Origin of the sequence: Candidatus Pelagibacter sp. HIMB123 (assembly GCF_052048195.1) — a bacterium.
GTDB lineage: Bacteria > Pseudomonadota > Alphaproteobacteria > Pelagibacterales > Pelagibacteraceae > Pelagibacter.
Map to the genome: position 1 here is coordinate 31,443 of NZ_JBNAIL010000001.1, position 21,113 is coordinate 52,555.

Annotated in this window: 13 protein-coding genes and 1 tRNA gene; 4 read left to right on the forward strand and 10 right to left on the reverse strand. The window is 30.7% G+C overall.

The genetic code is table 11. The features are described 5' to 3' along the window. Nucleotides 1–4: 4 nt before the first annotated feature. Entirely contained in the window at nt 5–748 is a 744-nt protein-coding gene (locus tag ACTTBL_RS00180; RefSeq protein WP_440643083.1) for an alpha/beta hydrolase, read from the forward strand. On the opposite strand, the gene gltB is transcribed toward ACTTBL_RS00180, so the two are convergent. Next, entirely contained in the window at nt 745–5,250 is a 4,506-nt protein-coding gene (gltB, locus tag ACTTBL_RS00185) for a glutamate synthase large subunit (RefSeq protein WP_440643084.1), read from the reverse strand. The two genes, ACTTBL_RS00180 and gltB, sit on opposite strands and share 4 nt — an antisense overlap. After that, nucleotides 5,250–6,689 (reverse strand): NAD(P)-dependent oxidoreductase, encoded by a 1,440-nt coding sequence (locus ACTTBL_RS00190; RefSeq protein WP_440643085.1) that lies wholly within the window; start codon nt 6,687–6,689, stop codon nt 5,250–5,252. The genes gltB and ACTTBL_RS00190 overlap by 1 nt, the downstream gene beginning before the upstream one ends. A gap of 183 nt (nt 6,690–6,872) precedes the next feature. Between ACTTBL_RS00190 and ACTTBL_RS00195 the strand changes: the two genes are divergently transcribed. Continuing rightward, nucleotides 6,873–7,637, forward strand: a complete 765-nt coding sequence (locus tag ACTTBL_RS00195) for an undecaprenyl-diphosphate phosphatase (RefSeq protein WP_440643086.1) — start codon at nt 6,873–6,875, stop codon at nt 7,635–7,637. On the opposite strand, the gene ACTTBL_RS00200 is transcribed toward ACTTBL_RS00195, so the two are convergent. The 4 genes from ACTTBL_RS00200 to ACTTBL_RS00215 all read right to left on the reverse strand — a co-directional run bounded on the left by ACTTBL_RS00200 (nt 7,634) and on the right by ACTTBL_RS00215 (nt 14,150). Further along, the gene (locus tag ACTTBL_RS00200; protein ID WP_440643087.1) at nt 7,634–8,527 is read right to left on the reverse strand and encodes a DMT family transporter; all 894 of its coding nucleotides are present in this window, start codon (nt 8,525–8,527) and stop codon (nt 7,634–7,636) included. The genes ACTTBL_RS00195 and ACTTBL_RS00200 overlap by 4 nt on opposite strands. A gap of 6 nt (nt 8,528–8,533) precedes the next feature. Further along, a complete protein-coding gene (locus tag ACTTBL_RS00205; protein WP_440643088.1) occupies nt 8,534–9,796 on the reverse strand; it encodes a 2-oxo acid dehydrogenase subunit E2 in 1,263 nt (420 codons plus the stop codon). Further along, nucleotides 9,796–12,834, reverse strand: coding sequence for a pyruvate dehydrogenase (acetyl-transferring), homodimeric type (aceE, locus tag ACTTBL_RS00210; RefSeq protein WP_440643089.1), 3,039 nt, complete (start codon nt 12,832–12,834; stop codon nt 9,796–9,798). Before aceE ends, ACTTBL_RS00205 begins: the two co-directional genes overlap by 1 nt. A gap of 128 nt (nt 12,835–12,962) precedes the next feature. Next, nucleotides 12,963–14,150, reverse strand: a complete 1,188-nt coding sequence (locus ACTTBL_RS00215; RefSeq protein WP_440643090.1) for an acetyl-CoA C-acetyltransferase — start codon at nt 14,148–14,150, stop codon at nt 12,963–12,965. Nucleotides 14,151–14,223: 73 nt separating this feature from the next. Between ACTTBL_RS00215 and ACTTBL_RS00220 the strand changes: the two genes are divergently transcribed. Then, a tRNA-Arg gene (locus ACTTBL_RS00220) sits at nt 14,224–14,300 on the forward strand. Between the two features lie 118 nt (nt 14,301–14,418). Continuing rightward, nucleotides 14,419–14,844, forward strand: coding sequence for a PaaI family thioesterase (locus ACTTBL_RS00225; protein ID WP_440643091.1), 426 nt, complete (start codon nt 14,419–14,421; stop codon nt 14,842–14,844). A 2-nt stretch (nt 14,845–14,846) separates the two neighbouring features. On the opposite strand, the gene ACTTBL_RS00230 is transcribed toward ACTTBL_RS00225, so the two are convergent. The 4 genes from ACTTBL_RS00230 to ACTTBL_RS00245 form a co-directional block, all read right to left on the reverse strand. Continuing rightward, on the reverse strand, nt 14,847–17,168 hold the full coding sequence (locus ACTTBL_RS00230) for a TRAP transporter permease (protein ID WP_440643092.1): 2,322 nt from the start codon (nt 17,166–17,168) through the stop codon (nt 14,847–14,849). Between the two features lie 72 nt (nt 17,169–17,240). Further along, complete coding sequence (locus ACTTBL_RS00235; RefSeq protein WP_440643093.1) at nt 17,241–18,245, reverse strand: TAXI family TRAP transporter solute-binding subunit; 1,005 nt, start codon at nt 18,243–18,245, stop codon at nt 17,241–17,243. An 87-nt stretch (nt 18,246–18,332) separates the two neighbouring features. Next, the gene (locus ACTTBL_RS00240; protein WP_440643094.1) at nt 18,333–19,559 is read right to left on the reverse strand and encodes a pyridoxal phosphate-dependent aminotransferase; all 1,227 of its coding nucleotides are present in this window, start codon (nt 19,557–19,559) and stop codon (nt 18,333–18,335) included. Then, nucleotides 19,560–21,113: acetoacetate--CoA ligase (locus ACTTBL_RS00245; protein ID WP_440643095.1), on the reverse strand; the 1,554-nt coding region annotated here is incomplete at its 5' end.

Sequence of the window (21,113 nt, forward strand, 5' to 3'; positions counted from 1 at the left end):
GATTATGGCAAATTTCAGATTTCATCAAATATCGAATACACAGAAAATTAGACATATTTCCAAAATTTTTAAGAATAGTTCTTTTATAGTTTTTTTGCATGGCTTTATGTCAGATCTTGAAGGAAAAAAACCAAATGCATTTTTGAAATTTGCTAAAAAAAATAAAATTAGTTTTTTGGCACTAGAATACTCAGGTCATGGAAAATCTTCTGGAAAATTTGTAAATGGAAATATTTCAAAATGGAGTAAAGAGACATCAATTTTAATAAAAAAATACGTTAAAAAAAAAGAATTTATACTAATTGGCTCAAGTATGGGCGCATGGATTTCGCTCAATCAATTCAAAATTTTTAATAAACAGATTAAAGGATTTTTAGGAATAGGGGCTGCTCCTGAATTTTTAGAAAATTTAATGTGGAAAAAATTTACTAAAAAAATGAAAGAGGAAACAATACGTAAGGGTATTTATCAATTAAAACATGGCAATTATGAATATCCAATAACTCTACAATTAATAAAAGATGGAAGGAAAAACAAAGTCTTAAATAAGAAAATTAATTCAAATATTAAAGTAACAATGGTACATGGTGAAAAAGATGAGGCAGTTCCTGTTTCATATTCTAGAAAAGTTTTAAAATTATTTCCAAAAGCTAAGAAAAAATTAAATGTTATAAAAAAAGGTGATCACAGTTTATCAAATAAAAAATGGCTAAATATAATTTTAAAAGAGCTTCAATTATTAATTTAGCTTACTTTTTTTATATCTTTTTTTAAAGTAATTGGATTTTTTAATTTATCCAACATTTCTTTAGGACACACCTGAACAAAATTATTTACCTCATCATCAAAGTTCTCAATTATTTTTTTCGATAATTGAGATTCAGTTTCTTTAAAGTGCTCACTCACTAAACTTTTTAGATATTCTTTCCAATAATCTGTTTCTACTTTTTGCCAAACTACTGATTCAGGATTTACTTTCTTTTCTAACTGTTGCGATTTGTCATATATAAATGCCATTCCACCTGTCATACCAGCTGCAAAATTATCACCAACATCTCCTAAAATTACTACAGTTCCACCAGTCATATATTCACATCCATTAGAATCGCATCCTTCAATTACGGTAACTGCACCAGAATTTCTTACAGAAAATCTTTCACCGGCTTGGCCAGCAGCAAAAAGTTTTCCTGAAGTAGCTCCGTAAAGAACAGTATTTCCTAAAATTGTATTCTCGTTTGAAACTAAATTACTCTCTTCAGGTAATTTTATTGAAATAGTAGCTCCTGATAAACCTTTGCCAACATAATCATTAGCATCTCCCTTTAATACAAGTTTTAACCCTTTTGAAGAGAAAGCACCAAATGATTGACCTGCTGATCCTTTGAAATTTAAGACTAAAAAGTTTTCATCAAGTTTTTCATAACCATATTTTTTATATAAATGATGAGAAATTCTTGTTCCTACTGCTCTATGAGTATTTTTAATTTGATATTCTTTCTCAATTTTTTCAGAATTATTTAAAGCTTCTTCAATTTCTGGCCAAATTTCCTGGTCAAGAGTATCTGGTACACTATTTATTTCTTGATCCTGACAATACCTTGGATTATTTCCAGTATCAGCTTGAACAAATAAAGGATTTAAATCTAAATCGTCTAAATTTGGAGAACCCTTACTAACTTGTTTCAACAAGTCTGTCCTACCAATCACATCATTTAATGATTTAAAACCTAGATTTGCTAATATTTCTCTTACTTCAGTAGCTATAAATGAGAACAAATTAACTACTTTTTCTGGAGTTCCAGTAAATTTTTCTCTGAGCTTTTCATCTTGTGTACAAACGCCTACAGGACATGTATTTGAATGACACTGCCTTACCATTATACATCCCATTGCGACTAATGCTGTAGTAGCAACACCATATTCTTCAGCACCCATCATTGCAGCTATCACCACATCTCTTCCAGTTTTAATTCCACCGTCTGTTCTTAATGTCACTTTATGTCTAAGATTATTTAAAGTTAATACTTGGTTTGCTTCCGTCAAACCCATTTCCCATGGTATTCCAACATACTTAACACTAGTCTGTGGTGTTGCTCCTGTTCCGCCATTATGTCCAGAAATTAATATTATATCTGCTTTTGCTTTAGCTACACCAGCTACAATTGTTCCTACTCCAGAGGAAGCAACAAGCTTAACTCCAATTCTTGCTTTAGGATTTATCTGTTTTAAATCATAAATTAGTTGTGCAAGATCTTCGATTGAATAAATATCATGATGTGGTGGTGGTGATATTAAAGTAACTCCAGGAGTTGAATGTCTAAGTTTAGCAATCTCCTCTGTAACTTTAAATCCTGGTAGCTGACCTCCCTCACCAGGCTTAGCACCTTGTGCAATTTTAATTTCTATCTCATTACAATTATTAAGATAATTAACTGTAACTCCGAATCTTGCAGAAGCTATTTGTTTTACTCTTGAGTTTGCGCTGTCACCATTATCTAAAACTTTAAATCTACTTGCATCTTCACCGCCCTCTCCACTACATGAAGCACCTTTAATCCTATTCATACCAGTTGCCAAAGTTTCATGCGCCTCCTTTGATAAAGCTCCATGAGACATGCTCCCACTTCCAAATCTTTTTAAAATATTTTCTATTGGCTCAACCTCAGAAATATCTATTGGTCCACTTAATTTTTTTTCTCTGAAGTCAATTAAGTCTCTAAGATTAATAGGTGGTAAGCTGTATATTCCATCCGCATATCTTTTATAGGCATCATAAGAATTAGAACCTACTGCACTTTGGAGTAAATGAATTAATTTTCCTTGATATTGATGTGTTTCACCATTTTTACGATATCTATATATACCGCCTATTGGCAATATGGTTTCAGAACTTTCAAATGCCTCTTTATGAATTTCTCTAATTTTTTTCTCTATACCCGTAAGTCCAATACCTGAAATTTTAGAGACAACTCCTGGAAAATAATCTGCAACAATTGTTCTACTTAAACCTACGGTTTCAAAGTTACATCCACCTCTATAAGAACTTATAACTGAAATACCCATCTTAGACATAATCTTTAATAAACCTGCGTTTACTGATTTTATGTATCTCTCTACACATTCATCAAAGCTAAATTGACCAAATAATTTTTTTTCATGACGCTGAAATAAACTATCAAATGCTAAATACGGATTTACAGTAGTTGCTCCAACTCCTATTAAAGTTGCAAAAGAGTGTGTATCTAAAGCCTCTCCAGATTGAACATTTATTGATACATATCCTCTTAGTTTTTTTTCAATAAGGAATGAATTGATTGATCCAACTGCTAAAAGCATTGGTATTGGAAGTTTTGAGCTAGAAAGCTCCTTATCACTTAAAATTAATTGAGTAACTCCCTGTCTTACTGCAATTTCAGCTTCTTTTTGGATTTTTTTAATTGAGTCAAATAAAGTTTCTTCCTCAGAAAAAGTACAATCAATTATAGATGAATTATTGCCAAAAAAATTTATAAATTTTTCAAACTGAGAATTTGATAATATTGGACTATTTAAAACATATATATTTTGCTTTGTTAAATTATCAAAATTTAAAATATTTCCAAGATTTCCAAATCTTGTTTTCAAACTCATAACCTTGTTTTCTCTTAATGAGTCTATTGGTGGGTTTGTGACTTGACTAAAATTCTGTCTAAAAAAATGGTATAACGGTCTATACCTATCTGATAAAACAGCCAATGGTGTGTCGTCTCCCATAGATCCGGTTGCTTCTTTAGCATCTTCTGCCATAGGATGCAGTATGAGCTCAAGATCTTCTAGACTTATTCCAAAAGTATATTGCCTTCTTCTTAAATCATCTCCCGAAAAAAAATTTTTTTCATCTGAAATAGTTAACTTATCATCTAGGTCGATAATTTGTGAATTAAAGTGTTTATACTCTTTGGCTAAATAATCTTTTATTTGCTTGTTTGTAAATACTTTACCTTTTTCTATTCTAACTCCAATTATTTCCCCGGGACCCAATCTTCCCTTTGACAAAATTCTTTTTTCATTTAATTCAATCATTCCTGTTTCAGAACCTGCAAATAATAATTTGTCTTTTGTAATTGCGTATCTTAAAGGTCTTAATCCGTTTCTATCATTTGCAGCTATAACCCACTCATTATCAGTTCCAGCAATAGCAGCTGGTCCATCCCATGGCTCCATTGTACTGTTCAAAAAATTAAATAATTGTTGGTGATCTTTTGGTAGAGTTTTATTTTTTTTAGACCATGCGTCTGGAACTAACATAAGCTTAGCCAAAGGTGCAGGCTGACCAGATATATTTAATAATTCAAAAACATTGTCTAATGCAGCAGAGTCTGATGCTCCCTGTTGTATAACAGGTTTTAAGTTCTCAACATCGTCAAAAAGGGGACTGTTCATCTCTTGTTCATGAACTTTCATCCAATTTTTATTTCCTCTATAAGTATTAATTTCTCCATTATGCGCTATAGCTCTAAAGGGTTGAGCTAAATTCCAGCTAGGCGCTGTATTTGTTGAAAATCTTTGATGAAAAATAGCAAACCTTGAAACAAATCTCTCATCTTTTAAATCAAGGTAGAAATCTGAGATAGCTTCAGCTAAAAACATCCCTTTGTAAATGATAGATTTAGAACTCAATGAACAAATATAAAAATTGTTTAAAGACTTTTTAAAAGCTTCATTTTCTATCTTCCTTCTAGTTTCATAAATTTTTCTTTCTAAATCTTTATTTGTTAATTCTGGATTATAAGGTTTAAACAATACTTGAATAATTTCAGGCATTGTTTGGAATGCCTTTTCTCCTAAAACTTTTGGATTAACTGGAACTTGTCTCCAACCGTAAATACTAAAATCATTTTTTGTTAATTCACTTTCTACAATAGTTTTGCAACTTTCTTGCGCTGCATAGTCATTCCGAGGCAGAAATATCATGCCCACACATATTTCAGAATTGTCATGTGTGTGTCCTGTCACTTCTATCTTTTCAATGAAGAAATCTTTTGGTATTTCAACATGAATTCCAGCTCCGTCACCAGTTTTTCCATCAGCATCTACAGCACCTCTATGCCAAACTGCTTTTAATGCTTCAATACCATACTCTACAACTCTACGAGATTTTTTACCTTCAGTTGATGCAATTATACCAACACCACAAGCATCATGCTCCATATCTTCTGAATAAACATTATTTTCTTTTAAAAGGTGAAGGTTCTTTTTATAATTTTTCATTAAGCCACTCTTTTTTCTACTTTAGATTTACTCTCTAGATAAGTTTTAATTGAAGCTGCTGCATCTCTTCCATCTTTTATCGCCCAAACAACTAATGAAGCTCCTCTAACTATATCACCAGCTGCAAACACCCCTTTTATATTTGTTTCCATAGTATCAAAATCTGTTTTAATAGTTCCCCACTTTGTTACTTGTAATTCACTACTATCAAATAAATTCGGTAAATCCTCAGGATCAAAACCTAGTGCTTTGATAACCATATCTGCTTTTGTTTCGTAACTTGAGCCTTCTTGTACTTGTGGCTTTCTTCTTCCTGTCTCGTCTGGATCACCTAGTTTAATTTGATCTACAATTATTTTTTCTACTTTATTTGTACCTTTAAATTCTTTAGGACTTGATAACCAAACAAATTCAACACCTTCTTCTTCTGCATTTGCAACTTCTCTCGCAGATCCTGGCATATTTTCTTTATCTCTTCTATACAAACATTTAACAGATTTTGCCTTCTGTCTTATAGAAGTTCTCACACAATCCATTGCTGTGTCACCTCCACCGATTACCACAACATCTTTACCTTCTGCGTTTAAAATTCCTTTATCAAACAAGTCAACATCATCACCTAGACCTTTTTTATTAGATGCTGTTAAAAAATCCATTGCAGGAAAAATATTATCAAGATCATTTCCAGGTAAGTTTACTTCTCTTGCTTTATAAACTCCTGTAGCAATTAAAATTGCATCGTGTTTTTTTCTCAATTGGTCTAGACTTGCATCCTTGCCAACCTCAAAATTTTGAACAAATTCTATTCCTCCATCCTTTAAGAGTTTTGTTCTTCGCTCTACAACTTCTTTTTCTAATTTAAAATTTGGAATTCCATAAATTAATAATCCTCCTGCTCTATCATATCTATCGTAGACAGTTATTTTATACCCATTTTTTCTTAATTGTTCTGCAGCAGCTAAACCAGCAGGACCTGCTCCTATAATTCCTACGCTCTGATTTTTTTCATTCTTTACCTTAATTGGTTTTACCCAGCCCTGAGCCCAAGCATTATCTGTAATATATTTTTCTACTGATCCAATAGTTACTGTTCCATGACCAGACTGTTCAATTACACAATTTCCCTCGCATAATCTATCTTGGGGGCAAATTCGGCCACACACTTCAGGCATATTGTTTGTGCTTTGGGATAATTCATACGCCTCTTTTAATCTTCCTTCTGCTGTCAGTTTAAGCCAATCTGGAATGTTATTACTTAAAGGACAATGAACTTGGCAAAAAGGTACTCCACATTGCGAACACCTACTCGACTGTTCTTTGGCTTTTTCATTGATATATTCGTCATAAATCTCGTTAAAATCTTTCTTTCTCGTATCAACTTCTCTTTTAGGTGGAGTTTGTTGACCTATTTTAACAAATTTGAGCATTTTATCTGACATAATATTATTTAAGTTTTGGCAAAATATACCCTGATTTATGTATATAAAGCATAAAATAGGTCATATATATTGACCTTAATTTTTAAATTATTACCGCCAATTAACACGTTTTTAATTATTGCATAGCTATTATGCTTAAATCGAATTGTTTTAAATAAATACTTTATAAGTTACGAAGAAACAATGTTTCAAAATATTATAGAAGTTTTAATTCTCTCTGCAATTCAAGGAATATCTGAATTTCTTCCTATTAGTTCTTCTGCTCATTTAATTTTAGTTTCTACTTTATATGAATTTAAATCTAGTTCTTTGCTTATTGATATTAGCCTCCATCTAGGTTCACTAATAGCTATAATTTATTTTTTTAAAGATGAATTGTTTGATGTCAGAAAAAATAAAAGAATTTTAAATTTAATTGTATTAGGATCTATTCCATTAATAATTGTTGGATACATACTTTATAGTACAAATTTAATTTATCAGTTAAGAAATTTAGAAGTCATTGCCTGGACTACTTTAATATTCGCAATTATTTTATACATCTCAGACAAAAATCGATTTGATAAAAAAATTTCTTCAAATTTAAATTTTCAGTCAATAATATTTATAGGTGTTTTCCAAATTTTCTCTCTTGTACCCGGAGTGAGTAGGGCAGGAATTACTATAACAGCTGCGAGAATTTTAAAATTTAATAGAATAGATTCAAGTAAGATATCTTTTTTACTTTCAATCCCAGCATTAGCTGGAGCTAGTGTCTTAAGCTTGAAAGATGTTTTTGAACAATCAATTCAGTTTAATTACTTAGTTGTTATTGCAATTATATCTTCATTTATTTTTTCTTTTCTAACAGTTAAATTCTTTTTAATTTATATAAATAAATTTTCAATGAATGCGTTTGTAATTTATAGAATAATAATTGCCTTAATTTTATTTAGTTTAATTTATTAAGTATATTTCTTTTTAATTAAAGGCAGTAATTGAGACAAGAGAACTCCACATAGAATAAAAAAGCATCCGAGTAAATTTTTAACATCTATAATTTGATTTAAAATAAACCAAGCAGCAATAGTTGCAAATACACCTTCAAGAGAAAAAATTATGGCAGCAGGTGCTGGAGTAATATTGCGCTGTGCATAAATTTGTAATACAAATGCAAATCCACCAGATAATATACCTGCATATAAAATTGAATAAATTTCCATTAAAATATTGCTGAAAATAAATTCTTCATAAATAATTCCAATTATAAATGAAAAAATAGCCACAATTAAAGTCTGAGCAGCTCCTAAGGTAAGTGGAAGATTGTATTTAGTTATAATGATCCCAGTAAAAATGATATGTGTACTCCAAAATAAAGCTCCGAGAACAACTAAAGTATCTCCTAATCTTACTGTTGCATCATGAAAATTTGTTAATAAATATCCTCCAATTAAACATAGAACTACAGAAGGCCACACACTCCAATGCATTAATTTTTTACCAAACAAAAAGATGATAATCGGTACCATTGGAACATAAAAAATTGTAAAAAAAGCAGCATTTGCAACATCTGTATAAAGCAAAGCAACTTGTTGTAGTGCTGAGCCTAAGAATAAAGAAATTCCAATTAATAATGAATAAATTATGAAAGTTTTTTTATCTAATTTAAATTCTGATTTAAAATTTTTTAATTCAAATAAAATCATAAGTGGAATTATGGCTAGAAAACCAACAAAAAACCTCACAGCATTGAATGTAAAAGGTCCAATATTATCCATGCCCGTATCTTGGGCAATAAAAGTTGTACCCCAAATAAAAGTGCACAATAAGGCGCTTAATAATGATATGGATTTACTCATTTTTAATTAGACAGCTAGTTTATAGGCAAAATTCTTGCCTAGGTTTTCTTTTAGATCATTATTAAACCTAGCTGCTTCTGCACCATCAATAATTCTGTGATCATAAGATAAAGAAATTGGCAGCATAGTCCTAGTTTGAAACTTTCCATTCATGAAAATTTGTTTTTTTTCTGATCTTCCGACTCCTAATATAGCAACTTCAGGATAATTAATTATAGGAGTAAAAAATGAACCTCCTATGCCACCTAAACTCGTAATCGTCATCGAGCCGCCAAACAATTCTTTTTTATCAATTTTTAAATTTCTACAAAGTTCGCTTACCTCTTTTAATTCTTTACTTATCAGAGAAATTTTTTTGTTATTTGCATTTCTTATTTTTGGAACCATTAATCCATTTGGCGTATCAACTGCTATCCCAATATGGTAATATTTTTTTAAAGTCATTTTTCCAGTATCAATTTCGTCGATAGAAGAATTAAAATTAGGAAATTTCTTAAGAGATGCAACTAAAGCCTTTATTATAAATGCTAGAGGTGTAATTTTAATTTTTTCTCCAGAATACATATCTGTTAATGAACTTCTAAAACTTTCCATCTCAGTTATGTCGGCTTCATCATGATTTGTAACATGAGGAATTGTTGTCCATGAATTTGTAAGATATTTTGATGATAATTTTTTTACTCTTGGTATGTCTTTAATTTCTATTTCACCAAAATCAGAATGTTCAAATTCGTTTTTAATTTTATCTGGTTTACTATCTTTTACTACAACGTTGTTTTTTGAATTAGATGAAACAAATTTTTTAATGTCATCTTCAACAACTCTGCCATCTTTCTGACTTCCTACTACTTGATTAATATCTACACCAAGCTCTCTAGCAAATTTTCTAGCTTTTGGACTTGCTGATGAAATGTCTGAAATATTATTTTTAGAAAATGTTTTTTCTTGGATTTCGGGTTTTATTACCTCAATATTTTTTGGCTCTTTTTCAATTTCTGGTTTTTCTTTAATCTCTTCCTTTTTTACTTTTAAATCGCTTTCTACAGTTAAAATTAAGTCGCCCTCAGAAACTTTGTCTCCTACTTTTATTTTTAAATTTTTAATTTTACCTTCTAAATTTGATGGTATTTCTACGCTAGATTTATCACTTTCAATTGTTATCAGGGCATCATTTTTTTTAATTGATTGACCTTCGGTAACTAATACTTCAATAACCTCAACATCTTTAAAATCTCCAATATTAGGTACTTTAATCTCAGTTTCTGACATTATAATTTTGTTGGCATTGGTTTGTTAGTATCAATATTATACTTCTTCATTGCATCTTTTGCATGCTTGGAAGTAATAAGCTGTTCTTTTGCCAAAATACTTAAACCGTAAGCAACCAAATGTTCTTTATCTACCTCAAAAAATTTTCTTAAATTTTTTCTTGTATCACTTCTTCCAAAACCATCCGCTCCTAATGAATAAAAACTTTTGTTAGTATAAGGTCTGATTTGATCTGAATTCATTCTCATATAATCAGATGCAGCCATAACTGGGCCCTCTGTTTGTCCCAGGCATTGCTCAACATAAGATTTTTTAGGTTCTTTATCAGGATTTAAAAGATTATATCTTTCTACCTCCATTCCATCTTTTCTTAATTCATTAAAACTTGTTACACTCCATATCTCACTGTCAATTTGATAATCATTTTGTAAAGTCTCTGCGGCGGACATCATTTCCCTTAAGATTGTTCCTGATCCTAAAAGTTGGATTTTAGTTTTTTTGTATTTGTTAAATTCTTTTATTTTATACATGCCCTTTAGAATGCCTTCCTCACAATTTTTATCTTTTGGCATTTCTGGGTGTGAGTAATTTTCATTCATTGTTGTAATATAGTAAAAAACATTCTCATTTTTCTCATGCATTCTTCTTAGACCTTCTCGAAAAATTACCGCTAATTCATAATGAAATGTAGGATCATAAGTTACGCAATTTGGAATAGTTGATGCAATTAAATGACTATGCCCATCCTGGTGTTGTAAGCCTTCTCCTGCTAATGTTGTTCTTCCAGCTGTTGCGCCTACCAAAAATCCTCTAGCCTGACTATCCCCAGCTGCCCAAGCTAGATCTCCTATTCTTTGAAAACCAAACATTGAATAAAAAATATAAATTGGGATCATTTCAATATCATGATTAGTATATGCAGTAGCAGCAGCTATCCATGATGACATAGCACCTGCTTCATTGATACCTTCCTCTAAAACTTGCCCACTTTTATCTTCTCTATAAGAACTTAATTGAGCCGCATCCTCAGGTTCATATTTTTGCCCCTCATGTGCATAAATTCCAATTTTTTGGAAAAAACCTTCCATACCAAAAGTTCTTGCTTCGTCGGGAATAATTGGAACTAATCTAGGAGATATATTTTTATCTCTTAATAAATTCGTTAGCATTCTCACAAGTGCCATTGTAGTAGACATTTCTTTTTCACCAGTCGATACTTTCATAAAATCAAAAATATCTTTGGTTGGTGCTTTTATTGGTTTTGCAAAAGTAGATCTTTCAGGTAAAAATCCACCCAATTTAATTCTTCTTTCTTTAATGTATTTTATTTCAGGTGATTTTTCATCGGGCTTAAAATATTCAATATTTCTCACCTGTTCATCTGTTAAAGGAACATCAAATCGATCTCTGTAATACATCAAATCATCAACATCTAATTTTTTAGTTTGGTGAGTAGTATTCACACTTTCGCCTGATTTTCCCATTCCATAACCTTTAATAGTTTTAGCGATAATTACTGTTGGACTTCCTTGATTTTTGGTTGCTTTATCATATGCTGCAAAAACTTTGTGAGGATCGTGTCCACCCCTGTTTAATCTCCAAATATCTTTATCTGACATGCTTGAAACTAATTCTAATGCTTCAGGAGATTTTCCAAAAAACTTTTCTCTCACATAAGCACCGTCTCTTGCTTTCATTGCTTGATACTCACCATCTACTGTCTCGTTCATAATTTTTATTAAGTGACCAGTTTTATCATTAGCAAGCAATGAGTCCCAATATGATCCCCAAATAACTTTTATTACATTCCACCCAGCTCCTCTAAAACTTCCCTCAAGTTCTTGAATAATTTTTCCATTACCTCTAACTGGACCGTCCAATCTTTGAAGGTTGCAGTTAACAACAAAAATTAAATTATCTAAATTTTCTCTTGCAGCCAGACCAATTGCTCCCATTGACTCTGGCTCATCCATTTCTCCATCACCTAAAAAAGCCCATACTTTTCTTCCTTCATCTTTAATCAAACCTCTATTGATTAAATATTTCATGTATCTAGCTTGATATATAGCAAGCATTGGTCCTAACCCCATAGATACTGTGGGGAACTGCCAAAATTTTGGCATTAACCAAGGGTGTGGATATGATGATAAACCTCCTGGCTTTACCTCTTGTCTAAAGCTATCTAATTGTTTCTCATTTAATCTGCCCTCTAAGAATGCCCTTGCATACATTCCTGGAGCACTATGTCCTTGGAAATATATTAAATCTCCACCAAATTTATTATTTTTTGCTCTCCAAAAATGGTTCATACCAACATCATATAATGTTGCAGCAGATGCAAATGTACCGATGTGTCCACCAAGCTCAGGATATTTTTTATTTGCTCGAACTACCATTGCTGCTGCATTCCATCTAATTAAAGATCTAATTCTTCTTTCAATATTTTGATCACCACTAGACTTTACTTCGGCCTCAGGAGGTATTGTATTAATGTATGGTGTATTTTGAGTATAAGGAATGTTTGCGCCTTCGCGATAAGCTTTGTTGATGAGTTCTTTAATTAAAAAATGAGCTCTTTGATTTCCATCTTTCGAAATAACTGCAGATAAAGATTCCAACCAATCTTGAGTTTCAAGTGGATCAATATCAGTACCATTAACTACTTGAATTGTAGATTTTTTTTTCTCAATTATAGGTTCAGATATAATATTTTTTTCCTCTTTTTTTTCAGCCATCGCTTCTTCAGCTTGTTTAATTATATTTTCTGTATCTTTTGGAAGAGTGCTTTCTGATGATGTTTTTGATGATGATGTAAGATTAAGCAATAAATCACCTTTAGAAACTTTATCACCAACTTTAACTGCTAAACTATCTACCTTTCCAGCAATTGTAGAAGGGATTTCAACACTTGATTTGTCACTTTCAATTGTAACTATTGGATCATTTTCTTTGATTTGATCACCAGGTTTTACAAGTATCTCTATAACCTCAACATTTTCAAAGTCACCAATGTCAGGAACAAGTAATTTTTCGCTCATTTTTTAAAATGTTTTATATACCCAAAAAAACATTATTGGATTTTATTTTAACACATTAATAACGTTTTTTCGTTAATCTTGTATTTTTATTGTACAAAAAATAAAAAAATAAATGAATATTAAGCTTTTTAGCTTCTCTCAATACACATGGCTATTCCCATACCACCACCAATACAGAGTGCCGCACAACCTTTTTTTTTATCTTGCTTAATCATTTCATGGATAAGAGTAACCAAAATTCTTGCACCAGAAGCTCCAATCGGATGACCTAAAGCAATTGCTCCTCCATTAACATTAACTTTTTGTTCAGGAATTTTTAATTCTTTAATTACAGCAATACTTTGTGCTGCAAAGGCTTCATTAATTTCAAATAAGTCTACTTCATCCATTTTCCAATTAGCTTTAGATAAAGCTTCTTGAATAGAAGGTATGGGTCCTAGTCCCATTAATGAAGGCTCAACCCCACAAGTAGCCCAAGACACAATTTTAACCAATGACTCTAATGATTTTTTTTCTGCTTGCTCTCTAGACATTAAAACTAAGGCCGCAGCACCATCATTTATACCTGAGGAATTTCCAGGTGTTACAGTCCCATTCTCTTTAAATACTGTTTTTAATTTTTTTAGATCATCTATACTTAAATTTTCTCTAGGATGTTCATCTTTTTCAAAAATAAATTTTTTATTACCATCTTCAATTCGTAATTTAATAAGCTCATCTTTAAATTTATTTACTCTATAAGCTTTTTCTGTTTTTTTCTGAGAATTTAAAGAAAAATTATCTTGTTCATCTCTAGAAATTTTATATTTTTCTGCAACATTCTCAGCTGTAACACCCATATGATAATCATTAAATGAATCAAGTAGACCGTCTTTTATCATTGTATCTACTAATTTGTTTTCAGAAAATTTTTTATCTTCTCTATAATAAATTGCATGAGTTGCTCGAGACATATTTTCTTGACCACCTGCAATGACTATTTTATTTTCTCCTAAACTTATTGATTGATATCCTGAAACAACAGATCTTAATCCTGATCCACAAACCTGATTAACAATATGAGCAGGTTTAGAAACCGGTACTCCTGCACCGATTGAAGCTTGTCTAGCAGGGTTTTGACCAAGTCCAGAAGTTAAAACGTGCCCCACAATTACTTCATCAATCTCCTCTAAATCTAGTTTTGATTTATAAATAACCTCTTTAATTGCTATTGATCCTAATTTTGATGCACTTAGATTTTTTAACGAACCTTTATATCTTCCAATTGGAGTTCTTAGTGCTGAAGTAATAACAACATCGCTAGAATTTTTGCTCATAAAGTAATTAACATAATATTTTATAAGTTAAATTACATCAAAAACTTTGATATATGAGATATATTATTTAAAAGGACCGCTGGCCAAATTGGATAAGGCGCTCGGCTACGAACCGGGAGATTCCAGATTCGAGTTCTGGGCGGTCCACCAAAAGGAAATAAAAATGTTTAATTGGATTTTAAAAGCATCTTTACAGAAATCAGTAATTTATTTTTTTATAATTATTTTAATTATTTTGTTAATTTTAACTTTTGCATTATAAAAAATCATGATTAATGAATTTGAGCAAATAAGTATTAAACCTGGATTCATGAAACACAATGGAGGTGTTTTATTTAGATCTATTTCAGAGAATGAATACGAATTTAAATCTATAATTAATGAAAATCATTTAAATGCTGCAGGAATAACTCATGGAGGTTATTTGTCTGCTTTAATAGATGCTGGAGCGGGAACAGCAGCACATCGAGCCGCAGATAATGCACCCTGTGTAACTATTTCTTTAGATATAAAATTTATAGGTGCTTCAAAAATTGGAGATGAAATTATTGGACATACAAAAATTTTAAAAAAAACAAATACTCTTATCTTTTTATTTTGTGAGCTAAAGTGTAATGATAAAATAATTACTTCAGCATCTGGAGTATGGAAAATTTTAAAAATAAAGCCCTCTAATTTAGGACCTGGTGGGTAATTTTACTCTTTTCTTTTTAAGTTAAAATAGCCAAATACTACTAACAATAGTATTGCTATGGGATAAACAATATTTTTTGATGGTCTGTCTGAATTTTCAATTTTAAATTCACTTATATAGTCTCCCATTTCAAAACCACTTTTTTTTGCTTCTCCGTTCCATTTCAAATTATCAATAATAATTTTATCATCTTCTTTTAATAATGTAATTCCATAGTCCTCTAAAGTAAATTTATCCTCAAAAGTATTTTTTGATATCACAAATAACTTATATCTTTCTCCATATAAACTAGGCCTTGTTATTTTAATTTGAATTTCTTTTGTTGAGTCTAATTTTATTAAATTAATTTTAGTAATATCTTCATAATTGTATTTTGGATAAAATTTATTTAAAACAAAATCAGGTGACAACAAAGAAATAGAAATAACTAAAAAAATGATTATTTCATACCATTTAAGTTTGTTAACAAACCAGCCTTGAGTGGCTGAAGTAAAAACTAAAATTCCAATTAAAGAAGTTATAATTACAATTAATCCATGCCAAATATTTTCAATACCAATAAGTAAAAGTTCATGATTAAATAAGAATACAATCGGCAAAATTCCTGTTCTTAAACTATACCAAAAAGCTTGCACTCCTGTTCTTAAAGGATCTCCACCGGATATTCCTGCGGCTGCATAAGAGGCAAGTCCCACTGGTGGAGTTACATCAGCCATTAAGCCAAAATAGAAGACAAATAAATGAACTGCAATTAATGGAAAAATAAAACCTGAGGCATTCCCAACATCCACCAACACAGTCGCCATTAAAGAAGCAACAACAACATAATTTGCCGTTGTTGGCAAACCCATTCCTAAAAGTAAGCACAAAATAATTGTTAAAAATAATAATATAGTAACGTTATCTTTAGCTATAGATTCTATAACTATTATTAAATTAGTACTTAAGCCTGTAGATCCAACTGCACCAACAATAATTCCTGCAGTTGCAATCGCTATACCAACAGCAACCATATTTAAAGCTCCTTTTTCAAAACCAACTATTGTTTGATTAAACCATTCTTTAAGAGCATCTTTTTTAATTTCATTTTTAATTAACAAATTTATTAAATTGACTAAAACCAAAGTGATGGTTGCATAAAAAATTGAATATGAGGCAGTAAATCTTAAATAAACCAAAGTATAAATTAAAACAAAAATTGGTATTAAAAAATGTACCCCAGATAAAAAAGTTTTTTTTAAATGAGGAACATCTGCATTATCCATTCCTTTAAGATTTAATTTTAAAGCTTCTAAATGTGAAATATAAAATAATGCTATGTAAGAAATAATTGCTGGCAAAAAAGCATGTTTAACTATCTCAAAGTAAGTCACACCAATAAAACTTGCCATCACAAATGCTGCAGCGCCCATGACAGGTGGCATGATCTGACCATTGACTGATGAAGAAACCTCGATAGCACCAGCTTTTTCTTTTGAAAAACCAGTTTTTTTCATAATTGGAATTGTAAAAGTTCCAGTAGTGACTGTGTTTGCAATTGAAGATCCCGAAATTAATCCAGTCATACCTGAGCCTAATATTGCTGCCTTTGCAGGTCCTCCTCTCATTTTTCCAACCATTGCAAAAGCAAGATCTAAAAAATATTTTCCACCACCAGCAGTTTCAAGCAAAGCGCCAAATAAAACGAATAAGAAAATAAAATCTACTGATACCCCAATCGGAATTCCAAAAATTGCTTCTTGATCAAGCCACTGAAAACCTACAAGTCTATTTAATGATAAACCACCGTGTGAAATTATTTCAGGTGCATATCTCCCAAAGTAGGAAAACAATAAAAAACAACTGGCAATAATTACCAAAGGTAGACCAATTGCTCTTCTGGTAGCTTCTAACAGTATCAATATTCCACATCCTCCTAATATTAATTCTAATGGAAAATTAAATGTTTCCGTTATTCTAAGATTTAAAAGTACACCCCCTCTTTCAACCAACTGATCATAAAAAAAATAAATATAAAGACATGATATCGCTCCCATAAAACTGATCAAAACATCAAAAAACGAAATTTTCTTACCCTTTGATATTGGGTAAATTAAAAAGGCTAAAGTTAAAGCAAAACCTAAATGAATTGCCCTTGCTGGCAATCCCTTAAACATTCCAAAATTTAACATGAATGGAAATGGTGAAGCGTACCAAAGTTGAAATAATGACCAAATAATTGCTATTGCTGAAACAATTTTCAAATGAAAACCAGTAATATTTCTAGTTGGTGATAAGTCTTCGCTTATTTTATTTTTAATTTTACTGCTAATTGAGTCGCTCATTAAAATTATTCATACCATAAAAAAAAAGGCCCGGTAAAAATCACCAGGCCTTTTTTATTAATAAAAATTGGATTACATTAACCCAGCTTCTTTATAGTATTTTATTGCACCTGGATGTAGTGGAGCAGATAAACCATCTTTAATCATGTTTTTCTTTTCCAAGAAACCAAATGCTGGATGTTGTTTTTTGAAATCATCAAAATTTTCCATTACAGCTTTTGTAACTAAATAAACAAGCTCTTCAGAAACATCTGCAGAAGTAACAACAGTAGCTTTTACACCAAAAGTTGTAGCATCTTTTTTCTGACCTGTATAAGTTCCTTTAGGTATTACTGCCTGTGCATAATAATCTGCACCATCAATTAAACCTTGAACTTCAGAACCTGTTAAATTAATTGGAGAAGCTTTAGCTGCACAAGTTGCTGCTTGTTCCATAGCACCATTTGGAAATCCAACAGAATAACCAAATGCATCTATTTTTCCATCACATAGCGCTTTAACTTGTTCAGAAGAAGTAAGCTCAGTTGTTGATTTAAAGAAACTATTATCAACACCCATTGCTTTCATCAGTTCTTCCATAGTTCCTCTTTGACCTGAACCAGGATTACCGATGTTAACTACTTTTCCTTTTAATCCAGCAAAATCTTTAATTTTTGCTTTTTTTCTAGCCCAAATTTGAAAAGGCTCATTGTGAACTGAGAAAACTGCTCTCAAATTACTAAATTGTTTTCCTTCCCATTTACTAGATCCATTAACAGCATGATACTGCCAGTCTGATTGTGCTACACCAAATTGGAATTCTCCAGCTGCTATCTGTCCAATGTTGTAGTTAGATCCACCAGTTGATGGAGCAGTACATCTATAAGCTTTAGCTGTACCTTTTTTTCTACCATGTTCAGCACTAATTGCTGATTTGTGAAGCATTTTACATATAGCGTTCCCTGTTTGGAAATATACTCCTGTAGGTCCGCCTGTTCCTATCGTAAAGAACTCTGCTGATTTAGCGACAGTTGTCAAAGACAATGATGCAAATAAAATCAGTAAAGCACTTGATAGAGATGTGACTATTTTTTTCATTATTTACCCCTCTATATTTATATTTATATGTCGTTATTTTTATAATTTTATTCTAACAAAAAATAATCGTAGGTGTATAGTGTGATTTTATAGGTTTTCTGACCAATTCTTTAGTTTATTGACACCTTCTACTACTTTTGGTGCAAACTTATTAATTAAATTTTCATCAATTTTTTTTGTTTCATCAATATTGTTCATAAACTCTTGACCATCAAAATCTGTAAAACTTAACCTTGCTAACATTTTATCTGGATTAAATCCAAAATCAGAACCTGGTAATAAAGCAACTCCAGTATTATTTAATATATCCTTACACATTTCTGATGAAGTTTTAAATTTATTATTTAAAAATTCTGGCATTAAATAAAACCCTCCTTGAGGCTCATTAATCAATACCTGATTTGATTTTAAATTTAAAAAAACATATTTACCAATTGCACTTAAAATATTTACTGATTTTGTAATATAATTTGAATGATCATTTTCGTAAGCTTTGATTGCTGCATACTGAATAGGTGCGCTCACAGCAGAAAAAGTTTCACTAGCTAATACATTGATCATATTTTTTAAATCGTTCAATTCATCTGGAATTATAAAATAACCAAGTCTCCATCCCCCTGCACCACACCATTTACTAAGTCCAGTACTAATAATAGTTTTTTCAGGACAATAACTTGAGATAGATTTAAAATTTTTTGAAAATGTTAATTCTGAATATATTTCATCTGATAAAATTATAAGATTATACTTTTTGGCAATTTCTGAAATTTCTTCTAATTTATTACAAACCTGTCCGGAAGGGTTGTTCGGTGAATTTAAAAATAATAAATAATTTTTATCTTTATCTTTTGATATGATTTTCTCAATTTGTGCTCCAGTAGGAAACCAGTTGTTTTCCCTTTCTGTTTGGAGAATTTGAATTTTATTTCTCCCTAAAATAGCTTGTGGTGCATATGAAACCCAACTGGGTGCTGGCAATATAATTTCACCATCAAAAATTACATGCAATAAAAACATTAATTCTTTAGATCCTGGTCCAATTATTACATTATTCGATTTGTAGTTATAATTTTTCTTTTTAGATGAATATTTCGCTACAACTTCCCTTAATTCCTCAAGGCCCTGCATGGGTAGATATTTGTTTTGATGAGCATTACTTTTTAATTCTTCAACAACATCTTCTGGTACTTTAAATGGTGACTGTCCAAAACCAAATTTAAATATTTTTTTTCCTTGTTGTTCTAGTTGTTTTGAAGTTTCGTTAATTGCAAGAGTAGATGATGGCTTCAGATCTTTGACAAGATTTTTTAACATTTAATTACTCAATTCTTTTAAATTATTAAATTGTTCTAGAGCTTCGGGGTTTGCTAAAGCTTGTATGTTTTTAATTTGACTTCCTTCTATCTTACTTTTAACTGCAAGTTCAACTATTTTGCCACTTTTTGTTCGAGGTATATCTTTTACAACAATAATTTTTCTTGGAACATGTCTAGGAGATGCATTTTTTTTTATTTGTAATTTAATTTTGTTAATTAATTCTTCTGTTAATGAATAATTTTTGCTCATTACAATAAATAAAACTATTCTAACATCATTATCCCATGATTGTCCTACAACAATAGATTCTTTTATTTCTTTAAACTTTTCAACTTCTGAATATATCTCCGCTGTTCCAAGTCTTACACCTCCTGGATTTAAAGTGGTATCTGATCTTCCATGAATTATATAACCGCCACTATTTTTTATCTCAGCGTAATCTCCATGGTGCCATATATTTTTAAATCTATTAAAATAAGCACTCTTAAATTTAATATCATTTTTATCATTCCAAAACTTTAAAGGCATTGATGGAAAAGGATTTTTACAGACAAGTTCTCCTTTACTATTTTTTAAAGACTTCCCTTTATCACTTAAAACATCTACATCTAAAGCCAAACCATTGTTTTGTATTTCTCCTATGTTCACTGGCTGATATAAATTTCCTAATACGAAGCACGAAACAATATCGGTACCACCAGAAATAGATGACAAGTGCACATTTTTTTTAATATGCTTATAAACATATTTAAAACTTTCTTCTGAAAGAGGTGAGCCTGTTGAACAAATTGTTCTTAGTTTATTTAGTTTGAATTTATATTTTAATTTTGGTTTAAATTTTCTTAAAGCATCTACATACTTCGCACTTATTCCAAATAAAGTTATTTTTTCTCTTTGTGCTATTTTCAAAAGCAAATCGGATGATTTAAACATTGGGGATCCATCAAAAAGAACAATAGATGCCTTCGAAGCTAATGAACTAACTAACCAATTCCACATCATCCATCCACATGTAGTAAAATAAAAAACATTATCATTTTCTTTAATATTACAATGTAATTGATGTTCCTTCATATGCTGGATTAAAACACCACCAGATCGATGACAAATGCATTTAGGCTTTCCAGTAGTACCACTTGAATATAGTATTGCTAATTCTGTCTCAAAATCAAATCTTTTGAAATCAATTTTTTCAGCATTAGTTTGCATTAATTCATTCCATTTAAATAAATTAATTTTATTTAATTTATATTTATTTTTAATAAACTTTTTTCCAGGATAGTTACTAATTATAACACTTTTAATTGATGGGATTAATTTTAAAATCTCTGGAAGTCTTTTTAAAACATCTATTTTTTTTCCATTATAAAAATACTGATCAGTGATAAATAAAACTTTTGGATTAATTTGAGAAAATCTTTCTATAACACCTTTAGATCCAAAATCCGGACTACAAGAAGACCAAATACACCCCAGGGAAGTTGTAGCAATGAATGCTTCAACAGTTTCAATAGTATTTGGCATATAGGCTGCTACTCTATCTCCTTTTTT